The sequence below is a fragment of the Rhizobium sp. 05L419 genome (assembly GCF_056397845.1).
Map to the genome: position 1 here is coordinate 1 of NZ_JBFTOF010000024.1, position 16,549 is coordinate 16,549.

Annotated in this window: 23 protein-coding genes and 2 pseudogenes; 13 read left to right on the forward strand and 12 right to left on the reverse strand. The window is 61.0% G+C overall.

Going from position 1 to position 16,549, the window contains the following annotated elements; translation table 11 throughout:
* Nucleotides 1-1,354: pseudogene (locus tag AC1DMK_RS23965) on the forward strand (efflux transporter outer membrane subunit); the annotation flags it as partial.
* On the opposite strand, the pseudogene AC1DMK_RS23970 reads toward AC1DMK_RS23965, so the two are convergent.
* Nucleotides 1,349-1,549 (reverse strand): annotated as a pseudogene (locus AC1DMK_RS23970) (VOC family protein); the annotation flags it as partial. The pseudogenes AC1DMK_RS23965 and AC1DMK_RS23970 overlap by 6 nt on opposite strands.
* Before the next feature lie 304 nt (nt 1,550-1,853).
* On the opposite strand from AC1DMK_RS23970, the gene AC1DMK_RS23975 reads away from it, so the two are divergent.
* The gene (locus tag AC1DMK_RS23975; protein ID WP_477862591.1) at nt 1,854-2,078 is read left to right on the forward strand and encodes a hypothetical protein; all 225 of its coding nucleotides are present in this window, start codon (nt 1,854-1,856) and stop codon (nt 2,076-2,078) included.
* Here the strand turns inward: AC1DMK_RS23975 and olsC are convergent.
* From olsC to AC1DMK_RS23990, 3 genes are all read right to left on the reverse strand, one after another.
* Nucleotides 2,075-2,929: an ornithine lipid ester-linked acyl 2-hydroxylase OlsC gene (olsC, locus tag AC1DMK_RS23980; RefSeq protein ID WP_477862593.1), complete on the reverse strand. Its 855-nt coding sequence runs from the start codon at nt 2,927-2,929 to the stop codon at nt 2,075-2,077. The two genes, AC1DMK_RS23975 and olsC, sit on opposite strands and share 4 nt — an antisense overlap.
* Nucleotides 2,930-3,099: 170 nt before the next feature.
* Nucleotides 3,100-3,432, reverse strand: coding sequence for an SMR family transporter (locus AC1DMK_RS23985; RefSeq protein ID WP_477862795.1), 333 nt, complete (start codon nt 3,430-3,432; stop codon nt 3,100-3,102).
* A 36-nt stretch (nt 3,433-3,468) separates the two neighbouring features.
* Nucleotides 3,469-4,032 (reverse strand): TetR/AcrR family transcriptional regulator, encoded by a 564-nt coding sequence (locus tag AC1DMK_RS23990; protein WP_477862595.1) that lies wholly within the window; start codon nt 4,030-4,032, stop codon nt 3,469-3,471.
* A 156-nt stretch (nt 4,033-4,188) separates the two neighbouring features.
* Between AC1DMK_RS23990 and AC1DMK_RS23995 the strand changes: the two genes are divergently transcribed.
* Complete coding sequence (locus AC1DMK_RS23995; protein WP_477862597.1) at nt 4,189-4,578, forward strand: group II truncated hemoglobin; 390 nt, start codon at nt 4,189-4,191, stop codon at nt 4,576-4,578.
* Between the two features lie 8 nt (nt 4,579-4,586).
* Nucleotides 4,587-4,958 carry a DUF423 domain-containing protein gene (locus AC1DMK_RS24000; protein ID WP_477862599.1) on the forward strand — a complete coding sequence of 124 codons (372 nt, stop codon included), beginning with the start codon at nt 4,587-4,589 and terminating at the stop codon, nt 4,956-4,958.
* A gap of 3 nt (nt 4,959-4,961) precedes the next feature.
* Here AC1DMK_RS24000 and AC1DMK_RS24005 read toward each other — a convergent pair whose 3' ends face one another.
* From AC1DMK_RS24005 to AC1DMK_RS24030, 6 genes are all read right to left on the reverse strand, one after another.
* Nucleotides 4,962-5,330 carry a bleomycin resistance protein gene (locus tag AC1DMK_RS24005; RefSeq protein WP_477862601.1) on the reverse strand — a complete coding sequence of 123 codons (369 nt, stop codon included), beginning with the start codon at nt 5,328-5,330 and terminating at the stop codon, nt 4,962-4,964.
* A gap of 2 nt (nt 5,331-5,332) precedes the next feature.
* Nucleotides 5,333-5,647, reverse strand: a complete 315-nt coding sequence (gene hmuQ, locus AC1DMK_RS24010; RefSeq protein ID WP_037062362.1) for a heme-degrading protein HmuQ — start codon at nt 5,645-5,647, stop codon at nt 5,333-5,335.
* Between the two features lie 9 nt (nt 5,648-5,656).
* Nucleotides 5,657-5,926, reverse strand: coding sequence for a hypothetical protein (locus AC1DMK_RS24015; protein ID WP_477862604.1), 270 nt, complete (start codon nt 5,924-5,926; stop codon nt 5,657-5,659).
* The gene (locus AC1DMK_RS24020; RefSeq protein ID WP_037062364.1) at nt 5,923-6,330 is read right to left on the reverse strand and encodes a DUF2325 domain-containing protein; all 408 of its coding nucleotides are present in this window, start codon (nt 6,328-6,330) and stop codon (nt 5,923-5,925) included. The genes AC1DMK_RS24015 and AC1DMK_RS24020 overlap by 4 nt, the downstream gene beginning before the upstream one ends.
* Nucleotides 6,331-6,442: 112 nt before the next feature.
* Nucleotides 6,443-7,741 (reverse strand): energy transducer TonB family protein, encoded by a 1,299-nt coding sequence (locus AC1DMK_RS24025; protein WP_477862606.1) that lies wholly within the window; start codon nt 7,739-7,741, stop codon nt 6,443-6,445.
* Between the two features lie 60 nt (nt 7,742-7,801).
* Nucleotides 7,802-8,236, reverse strand: a complete 435-nt coding sequence (locus AC1DMK_RS24030) for a hypothetical protein (RefSeq protein WP_477862608.1) — start codon at nt 8,234-8,236, stop codon at nt 7,802-7,804.
* A gap of 141 nt (nt 8,237-8,377) precedes the next feature.
* Here AC1DMK_RS24030 and hemP point away from each other — a divergent pair, with 141 nt between their 5' ends.
* The 7 genes from hemP (at nt 8,378) to AC1DMK_RS24065 (ending at nt 13,377) form a co-directional block, all read left to right on the forward strand.
* Nucleotides 8,378-8,560, forward strand: coding sequence for a hemin uptake protein HemP (hemP, locus tag AC1DMK_RS24035; RefSeq protein WP_037062367.1), 183 nt, complete (start codon nt 8,378-8,380; stop codon nt 8,558-8,560).
* 11 nt (nt 8,561-8,571) lie between these two features.
* A complete protein-coding gene (locus AC1DMK_RS24040) occupies nt 8,572-9,624 on the forward strand; it encodes a hemin-degrading factor (RefSeq protein ID WP_477862611.1) in 1,053 nt (350 codons plus the stop codon).
* Nucleotides 9,625-9,633: 9 nt separating this feature from the next.
* Entirely contained in the window at nt 9,634-10,557 is a 924-nt protein-coding gene (locus tag AC1DMK_RS24045) for a heme/hemin ABC transporter substrate-binding protein (RefSeq protein WP_477862613.1), read from the forward strand.
* Between the two features lie 20 nt (nt 10,558-10,577).
* Nucleotides 10,578-11,672, forward strand: a complete 1,095-nt coding sequence (locus AC1DMK_RS24050; RefSeq protein WP_158447529.1) for an iron ABC transporter permease — start codon at nt 10,578-10,580, stop codon at nt 11,670-11,672.
* Nucleotides 11,673-11,682: 10 nt separating this feature from the next.
* Nucleotides 11,683-12,474, forward strand: a complete 792-nt coding sequence (locus AC1DMK_RS24055; protein WP_477862615.1) for a heme ABC transporter ATP-binding protein — start codon at nt 11,683-11,685, stop codon at nt 12,472-12,474.
* Between the two features lie 142 nt (nt 12,475-12,616).
* Nucleotides 12,617-12,967, forward strand: a complete 351-nt coding sequence (locus AC1DMK_RS24060) for an ElaB/YgaM/YqjD family protein (protein ID WP_477862617.1) — start codon at nt 12,617-12,619, stop codon at nt 12,965-12,967.
* Nucleotides 12,968-12,975: 8 nt separating this feature from the next.
* On the forward strand, nt 12,976-13,377 hold the full coding sequence (locus tag AC1DMK_RS24065; RefSeq protein WP_037062375.1) for a hypothetical protein: 402 nt from the start codon (nt 12,976-12,978) through the stop codon (nt 13,375-13,377).
* Between the two features lie 72 nt (nt 13,378-13,449).
* Here AC1DMK_RS24065 and AC1DMK_RS24070 read toward each other — a convergent pair whose 3' ends face one another.
* Nucleotides 13,450-14,004, reverse strand: a complete 555-nt coding sequence (locus AC1DMK_RS24070; protein ID WP_037062376.1) for an RNA polymerase sigma factor — start codon at nt 14,002-14,004, stop codon at nt 13,450-13,452.
* A 9-nt stretch (nt 14,005-14,013) separates the two neighbouring features.
* Complete coding sequence (locus AC1DMK_RS24075; RefSeq protein WP_443216797.1) at nt 14,014-14,175, reverse strand: NepR family anti-sigma factor; 162 nt, start codon at nt 14,173-14,175, stop codon at nt 14,014-14,016.
* 266 nt (nt 14,176-14,441) lie between these two features.
* Between AC1DMK_RS24075 and AC1DMK_RS24080 the strand changes: the two genes are divergently transcribed.
* Together AC1DMK_RS24080 and AC1DMK_RS24085 are read left to right on the forward strand one after the other, a co-directional pair.
* A complete protein-coding gene (locus AC1DMK_RS24080; protein ID WP_037062381.1) occupies nt 14,442-15,236 on the forward strand; it encodes a response regulator in 795 nt (264 codons plus the stop codon).
* Nucleotides 15,237-15,433: 197 nt separating this feature from the next.
* A complete protein-coding gene (locus AC1DMK_RS24085; protein ID WP_477862798.1) occupies nt 15,434-16,450 on the forward strand; it encodes a sensor histidine kinase in 1,017 nt (338 codons plus the stop codon).
* The last annotated feature ends 99 nt before the right edge of the window (nt 16,451-16,549 follow it).

Below are 16,549 nucleotides of genomic sequence, written 5' to 3' on the forward strand. Positions count from 1 at the left end.
CCTTCTCGCGGGCTGCGTGAGTGGTCCGGATCACGTCCCTCCGGAGATGCCGCTTCCGGCCAAGTTCAAAGAGGGCGGGACGAAAGGCGACGGCGACGTTTCGACGATTGCCTGGTGGACAGCCTATCGCGATCCGCGGCTGAACTCGCTGGTCGGTGAAGGCCTGAGCGAGAACCTGTCGATCCAGCAGGCGCTGGAACGCATCAACGCCGCCTCGTCGAACGTGACGGTCGCCGGTGCCGGTGCGCTGCCGAGCCTGTTGGTCGGCGCCAACCAGACGGTCAGCGGCAGCATGGGCGGTCTTCGCACCAGCGTCGGCGCCACCAACACGACCGGCTCCAACGCCAACGTCTCGTGGCTGCTCGATCTCTTCGGCCAGTACCGCCGGTCCAAGGAAAGCGCCCAGGCCTCGCTCGATGCGGCCTACTCCACCGCCGACGTCGCCAAGCTGGCCTACATTCAGGATCTGACCAATTCCTACATCGACCTGCGCTTCTTCCAGGAGCGCGTGTCGCTGTCGAAGGCCAACCTCAAGTCGCGTCAGGAAACCTTCGAGCTGACCAAGTTCCAGCTCGAAGCCGGCGCCGCCTCGCGCCTCGACGTCGTCCAGGCCGAAGGTCTGGTGCAGTCGACCCAGGCCGAAATCCCCAACCTCGAGACCAGCGTGCGCGTCTCGGCCCACCACATCGCCACCCTGCTCGGCAAGCCGGCCGGCTCGATGCTCGRCGAACTGCTGAAAGGCTCGACCCAGCCGATCTTCCGTGGCGGCATCACCTCGGGCATTCCGGCCGACCTGATCCGCAACCGTCCCGACATCCGCGTCGCCGAGCGCAATCTGGCGGCAGCCACCGCCAAYATCGGCGTCGCCATCTCGCAGCTCTACCCGACGATCACCCTGTCGGGCGCCATCTCGCCCTCCTACGTCAAGGCGGCCGGCGTCAGCGGCGGCGGCCTGACCAGCTGGTCCTTCGGTCCGACGCTGACGCTGCCGATCTTCGACGGCGGCCGCCTGCGCGCCAATGTCGACATCTCCAAGTCCGACGCCAAGACCCAGTACCTGGCCTGGAAGCAGACCGTGCTGCAGGCCGTCGAGGAGGTCGAAAACGCCCTGTCGGCGGTCCACCGCGACGCCCTGACGGTCAACGCCCTGCGCGCCCAGGTCAAGACGACCCAGGAAACCCTCGAACTGTCGACCGCCAGCTACAAGGACGGCGCCTCCTCGCTGCTCGACGTGCTCGATGCCCAGCGTCAGGTCTCGCTCGCCCAGGCAAGCCTGGCCGCCTCCGTCCAGCAGATGGCCAAGGACTTCGTCTCCCTCAACGTCGCCATCGGCGGCGGATACAATCCGGGGGGGCCGCTGTCCTTTCGGACAGAACTTGATCGCCAGTTTGTCGCCGCCTCCAGGGATGCCGTAACCGATCGCCTGGTCGGCTTCTCCGGGTCTGATGTCCTCCCAAACGCGGGCGTATCCGAGGGGAGCAAGAGCAGCGTCGTAAAATGCCGCCGAGCGTTCGATGTTCGAGACCCCAAAAGAGATATGATGAAGCATGTGTTCCCTCTGTGCTGCAGCGTCGGACGATCGTAAAATGGGCACCGGGGAACGCAATAGAATTCGCGCGAAGCCTTCGAAAGTGCCCGCCAAACACAGAGCACCGTCATATGGAAATTGTTAAGAAATCCGCCATATATTAGAACATGCTGGAAGTACTAAAATAGTGCATGTGCGACCGCCGTTTCTTTTCGAGGCAACAGCGGCGGTCGCACCTCAGCCCCGCCTGCGCACTTAACCTTACCGGCTAACCAATACATTAGCATTGCCTTGAAAAGGGCGGTCGTTGTGGCAAGCTTTGGCCATGACAAACATCCGCTCTCCAAGATTTAACGCCGAAGAAATGGCCCGCTCGCGCGAATGCGACAGCGTCTGCGCCACGGCGATTACCGATGTTGTCCGCCGCGCCGTAGCGGCGGGATGGCGTGAGGAGGAAATTGCCCTTCACCTGGCAGACGCCGCAGAAAACTATGTGATCTACCTGGCGACTAAACCGACGTGCCGGCTGAAGGCGGCCAACAACAACTAGTCCTTCTGCGCCTGCGGCCGGTTTCTGAACGCTTCGGCCTGCGCGTAGAACTTCTTCTCCCACTCCTTGTGGTTATCGAGCCCCTCGCGAATGAAGGGCGTGAAGACAGCAAGGTTCATCAGCGCCCAATTGACGAAGCGGGCTGGAAATTTCAGCGGCTTGACGAAATCCACGAAGAGCACGACGCGCGTCTTGTCGGTATGGTTCCAGGCTTCGTGCTCGTAGGCATCGTCGAAAATCAGCGCCTTGCCCTCCTGCCAGTGGCAGATCTGATCCTTGACCCGAATGGCGAGCCTGTCGGCGGGCTCCGGTACGATCATGCCGAGGTGCAGGCGCAGGACGCCATTGTAGGGACCGCGATGCGCCGGCAGATGCTTGCCGGGCTCGAAGATCGAGAACATTGCCGTTTTCAGCCCGGGAATCGCCTGCACCGCCTGCCAGGTCTCGGGGCACGCGGCAACGTTCTGCTCCGACTTCACCCCGAATCCCACGAGGAAGAACGTCTTCCAGCCGCTGTCGGTCGAAATCGTCTTCACGTCGGTGGAAATATCCTGGAAGGTCGGAAGCTCGCTCTGACGGACCAGAACGCGGTCGAGCTCCCTGCGGATCTGTGGCCACGCCTTTTCGACCTCTGCCGCCCAGGGGAAGGTTGCAGTGTCATAGACTGGCGGATTTCCAAGGACGGCGTATTTGAAGTTGAGCCTTTCTGCCCAGGCCACGATGCCCATGAAGAACCGCGTCACCGGGCTCGGGCGATCCATCGGCGCAATGCCGCTGGTCCCGAAAGATTGACCTTCGGGCTTGGAATCGGACGTATCGGGGAGAGTTGTATCAGCAGTGCCGTCAGTCATAGGCCTTCCAATATGCGATGCAAACTGTCGAATTCACTCAGGATATGGCCATGGCAGGCCGTTTCGCAAGTCAGGCCCTCGTGAGCTGAGGTCAAATGTCGCGACAGAGTGCCGGTCTTCCCCGCATGTTTGCAGGAACCGGCGCGGCATACGACCAGACAAGGGCAAAATCAATGGGAGAGAGATTTCGAGAACAGGTTGACCACGAGCACGCCGGCAATGATCAACCCCAGCCCGATGATCGCAGGCATATCGAGCCGCTGCTTGAAATAGACGAGCCCGACCAGCGATATCAGCACGATCCCCAGAGCGCTCCAGATCGCATAGGCGATGCCGACGGGAATGACCTTCAGCGTCAGCGACAGGCAATAGAAGGCTGCCGCATAGCAGACGATGAGAAGAACGGTCGGCCCGACGCGCGTAAACTGCTGCGAAAGCTGCAGCGCCGTGGTGCCGACCACCTCGAGCACGATCGCAACGAACAGCAAGGCGTAAACGGCAATCGGAGCCATGGCCGGAATCCTCTGTTTTGTCCTGGTTTACTTACCGGCCAACTCGATAAGCCGCCCAACGAGAGCGCGGCGCTCGGCGGGTTCGACATCGTGGCTGTCGAGCATATCCGCGAGCCAGAGCCCGTCCGCTGCAAAGCGAACGATCTGTGCGTCCACAGACGAATCGGTACCGACATACTCTTCGGCGCGTGTTTGAACCCAGTCGCGCCAGCGCCGGCGAAGGCGCGGCTCGACCAGCAGAGCGATGGTCACCTGCGCCCAGTGGGCGGCCTCTCCCGGGCTGTCCTTCAGGTCCACAACCGCCCGCAAATAAGCGCGGGTGAAGCGGCCATGCGGGACCGGATCGTCACGCATCCGCGCGTCAAGATCGGCATCGAACCGTTCAAGCAGGCTCTCGAAAAGCGCGTCCAGCAGCGCGTTCTTCGTTGGAAAATGATGCAGCAATCCACCCTTGCTCACCCCCGATGCGCCAGAGACGGCATCGAGTGTAACGGCGGCCATCCCCTGCTCCATCGTCAGGCGCGCCGTAACCTCCAGCAATTGCTGGCGTACGAGAGCGGGTTGCTTGCGGCGGTGATGCGCTAGGGACATTTGGCTAAAAGATACCGACCAGACGGTTTTGTCAAGATGAAATGGATGCCGCGCACTCGGGCGAACGGCACAAAATGCCGCGCCGGCTGCCGACGGTTGTTGTTGCGATCCACGCTGCGGCAGTGCATTAAAGGACGGATTTCAAGGGACTGGATTGTGAGCGAAGAAGTCATCACGCTTTATCAGGCGATCGGCGGCGACGAGACCATACGCGCGCTGTCGCGCCGCTTCTACAAGCTGATGGACACGCTGCCGGAGGCAGCGCATGTCCGCGCCGTGCATCCGCCAACGCTCGAAGGCAGCGAAGAGAAATTCTACGAATATCTGACCGGCTATCTCGGCGGTCCGCCGCTCTACACCGACAAGCGTGGCCATCCGCGCCTCAGGAGCCGCCATTTCGTTGCCGAGATCGGCCCTGTCGAACGCGACGAGTGGCTGCTGTGCTTCCGCAGGGCTTTGGACGAGACCGTTGCCAATGCAACGCTGCGGGACATCATCTGGCCGCCGATCGAGCGGCTTGCCCGCCACATGCAGAACAAGGAATAGAGCCGGCCATGACCTTCAACCAGCGCTGCGTGCCGCTGTTTTTCACCTTCGCCGGTCTCTTCGGCTTTGCAGGCGTCGCCTTGGCCGCCGCTTCGGCGCATGGTGGCGGCGACGCACACCTGGTCGCTTCCGCTTCGGCAATGTGCCTGGCGCACGCACCTGCCCTGCTCGCGCTGGCAATCGGCGCCGACAAGCTGAAAACGGCCGGCATCGCCGGCCTGCTGATCGGGATCGGCACGCTGTTGTTTTCGGGCGATCTGGTGATGTCCCGCTACGCCGGCCTCGGCTTGTTTCCGATTGCCGCACCGACCGGCGGCTTTGCGATGATGTTCGGCTGGCTGGCTGTGGCGTCAGGCGCGTTCTTGCGCACCAGCACCTGACGCTCAGGCAATCGGGATGCGTCCGAAGCGCAGCAGATTGCCGTGCGGATCGTGGATATAGAACTCGTCCATGTTCCAGGGCTGCAGCTCAAGGTCGGTCAGGCTCGTGACGCCCCTTGCTGCGTATTCGGCGTGAAGTGCTCCGATGCCTCCCCCACGCAGATAGACGGAGGTGTTTTCGCAGAGCGAACGGTCTGCCGCCCGCCAGAAATGCAGTTCCATCCCGCCGCGCCGCAAGATCAGATAGTCCGTCGCCTGATAGACGATCTCGTCGAAGCCGAGCTCGTCGCGGTAAAAGGCCAGCGTCTCGTCAATATCAAGGGACGGCAGGACCGGCAGAGCCTCGATGCGGTCGGGATCGCCCTCGGCCATCCCTAGATGCCATCCACGACAGTGAAACCTTCGAAGACCGGCGGTCCCATGTACATCGCCTTGCGATCGCCCGCATTGCGATGGGCAGCGCGGAAGCTCTCGGACTTGGTCCAGTTCAGGAAGTCCTCTTCGCTCCGCCAGATCGTATGCGAGGAAAACAGGGTATAGCCCTCGTCTGAATTGGCCTTGCCGCGCAGCAACCGGAATTCCGCGAACCCCGGCACCTCAGACAGGCTGGAATCGCGATTGCGCCAAACGGCTTCGAAATCGGCTTCCGAGCCGGCCGCGACCTTGAAACGGTTCATTGCAATATACATCAACGATCCTTACGCGTTGCGTGTTCGGCTAGCGCGCACCGGCGCGAAAGCCACGACATTATTGCCGTTCGCGGCCTCCAGTCCAAGCGGATTTTCAGGCTGCTCGCCCGGCATTCTTGCGTCCCAGACCGGAAATTCAGCAACGTTGGCATAAAGCTCGCGTTGCTCGGCATGCTTCATCAGCAAATCGTAGAGCTCCGGCACAAGGCCGTCGCCATTCTGTGCGGCCAGCTTGTGCAGGCCGATCATCGTGAACCCGTCAGGGCGCTTTTCACTCATTGGGCATTGTCTCGTTCGTTCATCGTGTTCAGCGCCCTCTCGAGGCTGGACTTGCTGCCGTTCCTGAGCGGAATGAAGGTTTTGCCGAACTTCTTGCATCCGGTCTTCACGCGCAGGCAGGCATCGTGGCTGATACAGTCGATGGGGCAGAAAACGCAATCGACCGACGGAAGCACGGTATCGATGCGCGACACGGCCTCGCGTAGCCCGCCATCGTGATGAATAAGCTCTGCCCCGAAGCTGCTTGCAATCTGGCGAAGATGCGCCACCTGGCAATCCCGGCCGCCTACATAGAGAAAGCTGCGTCCATCGAGTTTGGACCGCCCGGAAGCCTCCTGAACCGTCTGCACATCCGCACTGACGCGGATCTCCCGGTTCGAACCCTTCTTCGCCTTGCGAGCCATTTACCACCCGTTCGCTCGTTGATCGTCACACGATTCCAGCGTGTGCAGGCAGACCTTATTAAACCTGATTTTTAGAGTAAAGTATAAAGTTGATTATTTTTCTCATATTTTATCATCGACCGGTGACCTGCACCTCCTGCGTGAAGCTCCAGACGGGCTTGCCCCATTCTGCGGGAAGCGGCGGAAACGGCGCGGCGCGGCGCACACCTTCGACAACAGCCTGATCGAGTTCAGGAATGCCGGAGCTTCGGGCAACGGACAAACCGCTAATGCCACCGGTAGAGCCGATCGACAGGCGAATGCGGACACTCATCGAGGCGCTCATGCGCTTGTATTCGGAAGGAACTTTCACGGAGCGGCGGATGCGTGACTGCACCTTGCCGGGGTAATTGGCGACGGCAGCACTGCCTGCGCCTCCGCTACTACCGACGCTGCGCGAGTTCTGATCGGAAGCGGCTGCTTCATTGCCCTCAGCCGAGCCCCGCTTGCTGTCCTGGTTGTTTTCGCCTTGCGAACCCGAGATCACCTTGGCCTTCTTCGGCGGCTGCTTCTTCTCGGCCGGCGTCGGCTTCTGAACAGGCTTCTCGGCCACCGGCTTGGGATCCGGCTTCGGGGTAGTGTCCGGCTCAGGCGCGATTTCAGCTGCCTCGGTCGGCTGAACCGGCGCAAACTCGGCAGGCGGTGTCGACCCAGCCGGAGGCACCTCCGGCGGGATCTCGGTCGCCACTTCGGTCGCCATGGGCTGAACCACTGCGGTTTCCGCCGGCGCCTGCGATGTCAGAATTTCCGGTTCCGCCGCCGTGACATTTTCGGGCGAAACGCGCGTCACCTCTTGCTTAGGCGCAGCAACTTCGGCCTGGACTGGTTCGGCAACGGGGGGAACCTCCGCGGCCTGGACCGTCTGCGGCTGCACGCTCTCGGCCACGATCTCTTCGGGCTGCGGGTCATCTGCCTGTTCACCGGCCGAAGCCTGGTCTGCATCGGAATCGCCGAGAATGATCACGCTGACAACCTCGCCGGCTTCTTCCACCGGAGCCTGCGGCGTGACGACGAAGCCGACGATGAGGGCGACGACGAGAGCAGCATGGCAGACGAAGGAACCGACGCACGCGATTGCGACACCACGCTTGCCGACGGCAGAACCCGTAGCCTGCATCCCGACGTTTTCGTCCATCTGCGGCACAGTCGCCTGGCCGCTGCTGGCACTGCGAGGATCCTGCGGAAACGGCTCGATCAGCGACAGGCGCGTGTAGTGAACCACGGCCTCTGCGGCGGGCTGGCGAGGCGCGTTGCGAAGATCCGACAACTCATGACCGGGATGCAGGCCCGGGCTATTGTCGTTGACGCCAACGTCGACGACCGTCTCGTCAATGACACCATGTCTCGGTTTGGCTCTTGCTAAAACCACCATCTGCACTTGCCTCGGCCAGTTGAAACTGCAGCCAGCCGGAGTTCATCCCCGGCGCATCGCTCACCCCTCGAAGGGGACGGAAACCTGGGAACGGGTCACGAGGCCCTTCATGCACTCGCCCGTAGCAGGGCCGTCGCACACGGGCGTATCGTTGATCAGAACGCGGGTGACGCTGTCGCACTTGACGTTCGGCATATCGAACTGGCGCACACGCTTCTTGCCTTGCGGCAAATCCCGGAAATCGAGAACCGTGATGCGATCGACGGCGTTCTTGTCGTTGAACAAGGCAAGCTCGAAGGAGACTTTGTTGATCGGCGTGGCCAGCTTGTTGAGCGCCACGAACGTCATCATGCAACCCTTCTGCGAGGGCGCCAGCCCGTTGAGCTCGACATCAAGGCTCGACGCTGCCGCGACGTCCTGGGCAAAGGCCTGAGCGACACCGGCAATGGCGACAAAGCCACTCGCCAACAGTGCTGCAACCCACTTAGCCGCCATCGCGCTTCTCCAACAATTCTTAAAACTTGAGTATGCAACTCCGCTATTGCGTGTTTAAAAAATGATGACTATGAAAGTCAAGATAATTGTAGCCAAGCGGGCATTTGCCCACCATGGATCGAGCGGAACAAGCCAACCGAAATGATGGTCGAGAAGCCGGAAACATTTGAGCATGCGTCCTTGAAACAGGAGGCCTCGGCCGAAATCCGGGTTCTGGAGAGCGCCGAGATTTTCCGCGGCTCCAACGAGATCGTGATCCGTCACGATGGGGCGGTCTACCGCATGAAAATCACCCGCCAGGGCAAGCTCATTTTGAATAAGTAAGGGGTTAAAGCATGACTGAGAACACAAGACCGGCTCCGGCCGACATTCGCGCGTTTCGCGTCGAGAATCCGAAAATGCGCGAGCGCGACATCGCAGCTCAGCTGAAGATTTCAGAGGCAGCGCTCGTTGCAGCCGAGGTCGGCATCACCGCGACCCGCATCGACAGCAGTGCCCTGAAGCTGCTGGAGCGCGTCGCCGAGCTCGGCGAAGTCATGGCGCTTTCGCGCAACGAGAGCGCCGTCCACGAAAAGATCGGCGTCTACGAGAATATCAACGCCGGCCCTCACGCGGCAATCGTTCTCGGCGAGAACATCGACCTGCGGATCTTCCCGGGCCGCTGGGCTCACGGCTTTGCAGTGTCCAAGAAGGACGGCGAGCAGGAGCGGCTCAGCTTGCAGTATTTCGACAAGGCCGGAAATGCCGTCCACAAGGTCCATCTGCGCCCGACCTCGAATGTCGACGCCTATCACGCCATCGTCAGGGACCTGAAGCTCGACGACCAGTCGCAGGAATTCGTCGCCGAGCAGGCGACCAAGGCGAGCGACGAAAACGGCGATGTCAGCCGCGACGAGCTGCGCGACCACTGGAGCAAGCTGACCGACACCCACGAATTCTTCGGCATGCTGCGCAAGCTGAAGATCGGCCGACAGGCTGCCGTTCGCACCGTCGGTGACGACTACGCCTGGAAGCTGGACAGCGGCGCCACAGCCGAGATGATGCACGCATCCGTCAAGGCCGGCCTGCCCATCATGTGCTTCGTCGCCAACAACGGCATCGTGCAGATCCATTCCGGCCCGATCTTCAACGTGCAGCCGATGGGTCCCTGGATCAACATTCTCGACGAGACCTTCCACCTGCATCTGCGCCAGGATCACATCGCCGAAACATGGGCGGTGCGCAAGCCGACCAAGGACGGGCATATCACCTCGCTCGAGGCCTATGACGCCAACGGCGAAATGATCATCCAGTACTTCGGCAAGCGCGAGGAAGGCTTCGAGGAACGCTCAGATTGGCGCGACATGATCGAAAACCTGCCGCGCGCGGCAGCCAGCGTTGCCGCCTGAGGTGAGGAAATGACGATGCGCAAGCATGCAATGCAGACGCGGCTTTGGACAACCGGCGCGCGGAGCCTTCTGGCTCTGCCGCTCGCTCTATCCCTGTTCGGCTTCGCCGCTGGTGCCTTCTCGCCGGCGGCGCAAGCCGCTGAAAAAGTCGATACCGCTCGCATCGTGTCGGTCGGCGGCGATGTCACGGAGATCATCTACGCGCTTGGCGAAGAAAACCATCTCATCGCCCGCGATACGACGAGCATGTTTCCCGAGGCCGCGTTGAAGCTGCCTGACGTCGGCTACATGCGCGCGCTTTCGCCCGAGGGAATTCTCGCCATGAACCCGACCGCGATCATCGCCATCGAGGGCTCCGGACCACCCGAAGCGCTGACTGTTTTGAAGAGTGCAAGCGTTCCCTTCGAGACCGTGCCGAATGCCTATACCCACGACGGGATTCTCGCGAAGATCGAAAAGGTCGGAGCGTTGCTCGGCGTCGAGGACAAGGCCGCAGCCTTGAGGGCAAAGGTTCAGGTCGATCTCGATGCCGCGATCGCCGACGCACAAAAGCGCCCCGAGGGCGAGCGCAAGCGGATCCTGTTCATCCTGAGCATGCAGGGCGGCAAGGTGATGGTGTCGGGAACAGGCACCGCGGCCGACGGCATGATCAAGCTTTCCGGCTCCGTCAACGCCGCAGGCGATTTCCCCGGTTACAAGCCGCTGACGGACGAAGCGATCATCGAGGCCAAGCCGGACGTGATCTTGATGATGAACCGGGGCGACGGCGCATCGACCAAGAACGACGACCTGATGAAACAGCCGGCGCTCGCACTGACGCCCGCTGTTCAAAACAAGGCGATCGTTCGCATGGACGGTCTCCATCTGCTCGGCTTCGGCCCTCGTACCGCAAGCGCCGTTCGCGAGCTGAACGTAGCCATCTACGGGAGCTGAACGTGGCTCTGCAGGACGTTATGGAAAGAGAGCGCGCAGTGTTTTCGCCGGCAAGGCTTCGCGAGCGGCATCAGGCGGGCGACCGCGGGCCGCTTGCATTGCTGGCGATCGCCCTGCTCCTGCTCGGCTCCGTCCTGTCGCTGCTTTTTTCAGTGACGACGGGCGCATCCGACGCATCCTTTCTCGACGTCATCGCCAACATCACCGGATCGGCCGATGCCCTGAATGTCCGCGACCGGATCATCATCTTCGATATCCGGATGCCCCGCGCCATACTCGGCTTTCTCGTCGGCGGTTCTCTGGCCGTGTCAGGCGCCGTCATGCAGGGTCTCTTCCGAAATCCCCTGGCCGATCCGGGCCTCGTCGGCGTTTCCTCTGGAGCAGGCTTTGGCGCGGTCGTCATGATCGTGCTTGGCGGCACTGTCGCAACACCTCTCTATGCGCTGCTCGGCATATACGCCCTCCCGATCGCGGCCTTCGGCGGCGGTCTGCTCACCACGCTCCTGCTCTATCGCATCGCCACCAGCAACGGCCAGACATCGGTTGCGACGATGCTGCTCGCCGGCATTGCCCTTGGCTCTCTCGCCGGGGCTCTAACAGGCCTGCTGGTCTACATGGCCAACGATCAGCAGCTTCGCGACCTCACATTCTGGGGCATGGGCTCGCTTGCCGGCGCCACATGGTCGAAGATTGCGGCAGCCGCTCCGATCATTCTGCTTTCCTTCGCCGTCATACCATTCATAGCCCGCGGCCTCAACGCGCTCACGCTGGGCGAGGCCGCCGCCTTCCACATGGGCGTGCCGGTGCAGCGGCTCAAAAACATAGCAATCGTCAGCGTTGCGGCTGCCACGGGCGCCTCGGTCGCCGTCAGTGGCGGCATCGGTTTCGTCGGCATCGTCGTGCCCCACGTGCTGCGCATGGCAATCGGCCCGGACCATCGCTTCCTGCTGCCGGCATCCGCCCTCCTCGGCGGCTCGCTGCTGATCTTCGCCGACGTGCTTGCACGCACGGTCGTCGCACCCGCGGAACTTCCGATCGGCATCATTACCGCAGCGGTCGGCGGACCGTTCTTCCTGTGGATCCTGCTGCGCCAACGCGCCCGGCTTGCCCTTTGAGTGACATGAAATGATCGAAGTATCCGGCGTTTCCGTCCGCCTTTCGGACAAGACCATCGTGCATGATATCGGCTTCACCGCCAACGCCGGGCGGATGACCGCCATTGCCGGGCCGAACGGCTCCGGCAAGACCACCGTCATGAAAGCGGTCTCCGGGGAGCTTTCGTATGAAGGCAATATCCAGATCAACGGGCACCAAGTAAGCTCGCTACATCCCTGGCAGCTGGCGGCGATCCGAGGCGTCCTGCCGCAGGCAAGCGTCATCTCCTTCCCCTTTACGGTTCGCGAAGTCGTGCGCATGGGACTGACGTCCGGCCTCAACCGCAATCCCGAAAAGGCGGAGCAGATTGCTGCAAAAGCCCTGGCATCCGTAGACCTCAGCGGCTACGAGGGCCGCTTCTATCAGCAGCTTTCCGGCGGCGAGCAGCAGCGCGTGCAGCTTGCCCGCGTTCTCTGCCAGATCGCAGAGCCCACCACCGAGGGAAAACCGAACTGGCTCCTGCTCGACGAGCCGGTGTCCAGCCTCGACATCAGCCACCAGCTGACCATCATGCGCCTTGCACGCTCGTTCTGCGACAACGGTGGCGGCGTCATCGCCGTGATGCACGATCTGAACCTCACGGCACTCTTCGCTGATCGGATCCTCCTGATGCAGTCAGGGCGGCTGGCGGCCATCGGCAGCGTCCACGAGGTTCTAACGGACGATACGATGCAATCGGTGTTCGGCTGTCCTCTCCGCGTCAATACGCTTCCTGCCGACGGGACGCCGTTCGTCCTGGCCCACAGCGCCATGCAAGGCTGACAGCGCGGAACTTTTGGCCAGCGGAGGCGTTAAGCCTTTGATTTGGGTCATTGCCGGGCGAGATTCCTTCATGCAAGCTTGAGTGGTGATCCTGTGTTGAACCAGGCGACGCGGTTGGGCGTCGTAACAATGGAGAAAACCTGTGGCTTCTTCCTTTCTTCACTCCGTTCGCAGCCGTCGCAATGGCAGCGGTACGCTTCAGGATATCGAATCGACGATCGAGGAACAGATTGCGTCCCTGAGAGACGAAATCGCCGCATTGACCCGGGTCGCTGGGAAAAGTTCACGCCACCAGGGCGAAAAAATGCGCGATCAGGCCTCGGCCGGCTATGATGAACTGATGGCACGAAGCGAGGACTTGCTGCGGGAGCTGCAGGACGGATATCTTCGCGGCGCCAACGAGGTGCGTGACACGGTGCGCAAACACCCGATCGCGACCGTGGGCGCGGCCTTGGCCTTCGGGCTGGTGCTCGCCTTCCTTGCCCGCCGTTAGGAGGCTAGATGCTTTTCCCGATCCTCAGCCTCCTGGTAGGCACCAGTGTCCACCGTACCGTTGCGAGAACCAAGCGCAACGGTATTTTCATTGCCATTGCCGTCGTCTTTGTGCTGACCGCCTATGCATTGGCGGTCGTGGCGGGCGCTATCTGGCTCGCGGGCATCTATGGCCCCATCGGCGCAGCAATTTTTCTGGCGGCCTGCGCTCTCCTGATCGCCATTGTCGTGCTTATCGCAATGACTGTTATCAATGCTCAAGAGGCCAGACGCGCTAAGGAAAGGCGACAGGCGGTTGAATCTCTTGCCGCCGCCGGCATCGGTCTTGTTCGTTCCCAGCCCTTGCTGACCGCAGGGATTATCGTCGCGCTCGTTGCGTCCAGTTTGTTGGGATCCAAGAGCAGCGACTGAGCCAACGAGTCCGTCCGCCAAAAAAAGCCGGCGCCCCTCTGAGTACCGGCTTTCCTTCGTTGTGTTCGCTTGTCAGAAGGCGAACGCCTTTGACGTCAGCGGTGAGGATGTCGCGTCGGGACCGAAATCGGCTTCGCCGGAAATCTGGAGCAATTCCTGCAGGCGCTGGCGGGCGCGGTTGACGCGGCTCTTGATGGTTCCGACTGCGCAGCCGCAGATTTCGGCGGCCTCTTCATAAGAAAACCCGGACGCGCCGACGAGGATGATCGCTTCGCGTTGATCCGGCGGCAGTTGCTCCAGGGCCTTCTTGAAATCCTGAAGGTCGAGCGCGCCGTATTGGGACGGATGCGTCGCCATGGATTCCGTGAAGAGACCGTCGCTGTCCTGTATCTCGCGCCCGGCCTTGCGCATCTGGCTGTAGAGCTCGTTGCGCAGGATCGTGAAGAGCCATGCCTTCATGTTGGTGCCCATCTCGAAGTGATCCTGCTTTGCCCAGGCCTTCATGATCGTATCCTGCACGAGATCATCGGCACGGTCGTGTCGGCCGATCAGCGAGATCGCGAAGGCTCGCAAACTCGGCAGGGCGGCGAGAAGCTCGCGCTTGAAGCTTGGTTCCTGGTTTTCCATCGGTCCACCCTACTTGACGACTTTGGCCGAAGCCATCAGCTCGGCCTGATCAAGTTTTTCCAGCAGATCGAGAAAGCGATCGGGGATCGCTTCTTCCTGAACGGCCGCATAGAGCGATCTCAAACGCACCCCAATCTGACTGTTGGGATCCAAGACATCGCTCGCGCGCATCTCCCGATGGCCGTCCAATTCTTCATTCTTGCGGCTTGTCATTAACGTTTCACTTCTTGCCTGTTGTCATTGGGTGCACCACCGGACTGATAAAACACACCTTGTCGTTTACCGATCGCTACGGGCCCCGCCCTTCATTTGCGTCAACTGTCGCCAACAGAATGCGCCTGAGAAAAAAAAGTTCCTGATATTTAGGAACTTTTTTGCGGCATGCCGCGTTCAAATGCCACTGGAGCCGTTACCGGCCCTGCATACGGGAGTTATCAATGACACTTTCTACTCGAATTGCGCCGCACCTTCCTTATCTGCGCCGCTATTCCCGGGCTTTGACTGGCACACAGACCTCTGGCGACGCGTATGTCGCAGCAGTTCTGGAAGCCATCATTGCGGACATATCCATTTTCCCGGATACGGCAGATGACCGTGTCGCACTTTACAAACTGTTCACCACATTGTTTGGTTCCGCGACGGTTCAAATTCCAGAGCCCTCATCACCCTATGCATGGGAGCAGCGGGCCACGATCAATCTCGGCAAGGTGTCCCCACGTGCCCGTCAGGCCTTCATTCTCGCGTCAGTCGAGAATTTCCGGGTCGGAGAGATCGCTGAAATCCTCGCCGCGGACGAACACGAGGTCACCAAGCTTCTTGATAGCGCATCGCGCGAAATCTCCCGCCAGGTTGCAACGGATATCATGATCATCGAGGATGAGCCGCTGATCGCGATGGACATCGAGCAGATGGTGGAAAGCCTCGGCCATCGCGTTACCGGGATCGCGCGCACGCATGCGGAAGCGGTTGCCCTCTACAACAAGACGAAGCCCAGTATGGTTCTGGCCGACATTCAACTTGCCGACGGCAGCTCTGGCATTGATGCCGTCAACGACATCCTGAAAACCTCGAGCGTGCCGGTGATTTTCATCACGGCCTTCCCGGAGCGCCTGTTGACGGGCGAACGGCCGGAACCGACCTTCCTCGTGACCAAGCCGTTCAACCCCGATATGGTCAAGGCACTGATCAGTCAGGCCCTTTTCTTCAACGAATCGACCAAAGCAGCTGCTTGACGCAATATTGCGGAACAAAGCGAAATGGAGAGCGTTCCAGTCAATCTGGAGCGCTCGCTGGAATGTTAAGGTTTTATCCAGCGCTTGCGCCTAGATAGAAACGTTCAGCGGGCTTTGCCGCAGGGTGGATGTTTTCATCGTCCTGCGGCGTCAAAAAGGGATCGAAGGAAGGCGGCTGGGTGAACAGGACTGGACCATTGGCCGGCACGACCTTCGCACTGGAAGGCAAAGAGCTGTTGATGGAACGCGCGCTCGCCAGCGCCGGAATTTCGGTTGTCTATCAGGATCCCGATCTCGCTATCGTCTACGCGGAGAACCTTCCCCCGCACTTTCAGATGTTCTTGGTTCCCGGCGGCAGCGATGCGGATATGTTCGGCGAAACGCATGGGCGAAACCTGGAGGCCCTGAAGCGCAAGGTTCTCGAAAGCGGCAGCCCGGCGAGCACCGAAGTCGACATCGCGATCGACAGCGAAATGCGCCATTACGAAATCAAGGTCCAGCGCATTGGCCTCGGCAAGGAAGAGGGCGTGCTCTCCGTCATCACCGAGATCACGGAGGCACGGCACCGCGAGAAAGTGCTGAAATCCTTGTTGCGGGAGTTGTCGCACCGCTCCAAGAACCTCCTCGCCATCATCCAGGGGATCGCCACCCAGACCGCCCGCAACACACTTTCGCTCGACAGCTTCCTCGTAAAATTTCGTGGACGGTTGCAGTCTCTGTCGAACTCCCAAGATCTCATCACGGACTCCAGTTGGCGCGGTGCTTTCCTGTTCGAGCTTACGGTAAAGCAATTCGCGCCCTACTGGCCCGACACCGTTGGACCTCTGCCCGTCACGGGTTTGAACGTGCATCTGACGCCGAACGCCGCCGTGCACGTCGGCCTGGCTCTGCATGAGCTGATCGTCAACTCCGCCACATTCGGCGCCATCTCCGGCGGCGCCCCTTCGATTACGCTGGATTGCCAGGAGACGGTTCTGTCCGACCGCAAGGCAATCCATGTTTCGTGGGTCGAAATCCTGCCGAACGGCAACGCAACACACGATTTCATCGAGAACAGCTTCGGCAGGATCGTGCTGGAGCGCGTCGTGCCCTCCTCCGTCAACGGCAAGGCCGACCTTCGCCTGACGCCGGGTCGCATCGAATACCATCTGCTCATCCCCGACGCCGAGTTTGAAATCCTCAAGCGCGCGCCCCAGCAGGTCGGAATACGCTGATCCTGCAAAAGAAAACAGCCAGTGCGAGGGCGGCGCACCGGCTGTCTTCACTCACCGGGAGGGGACCGTGAGTGCGGATCCGAATGGTGTTTTGGGGGC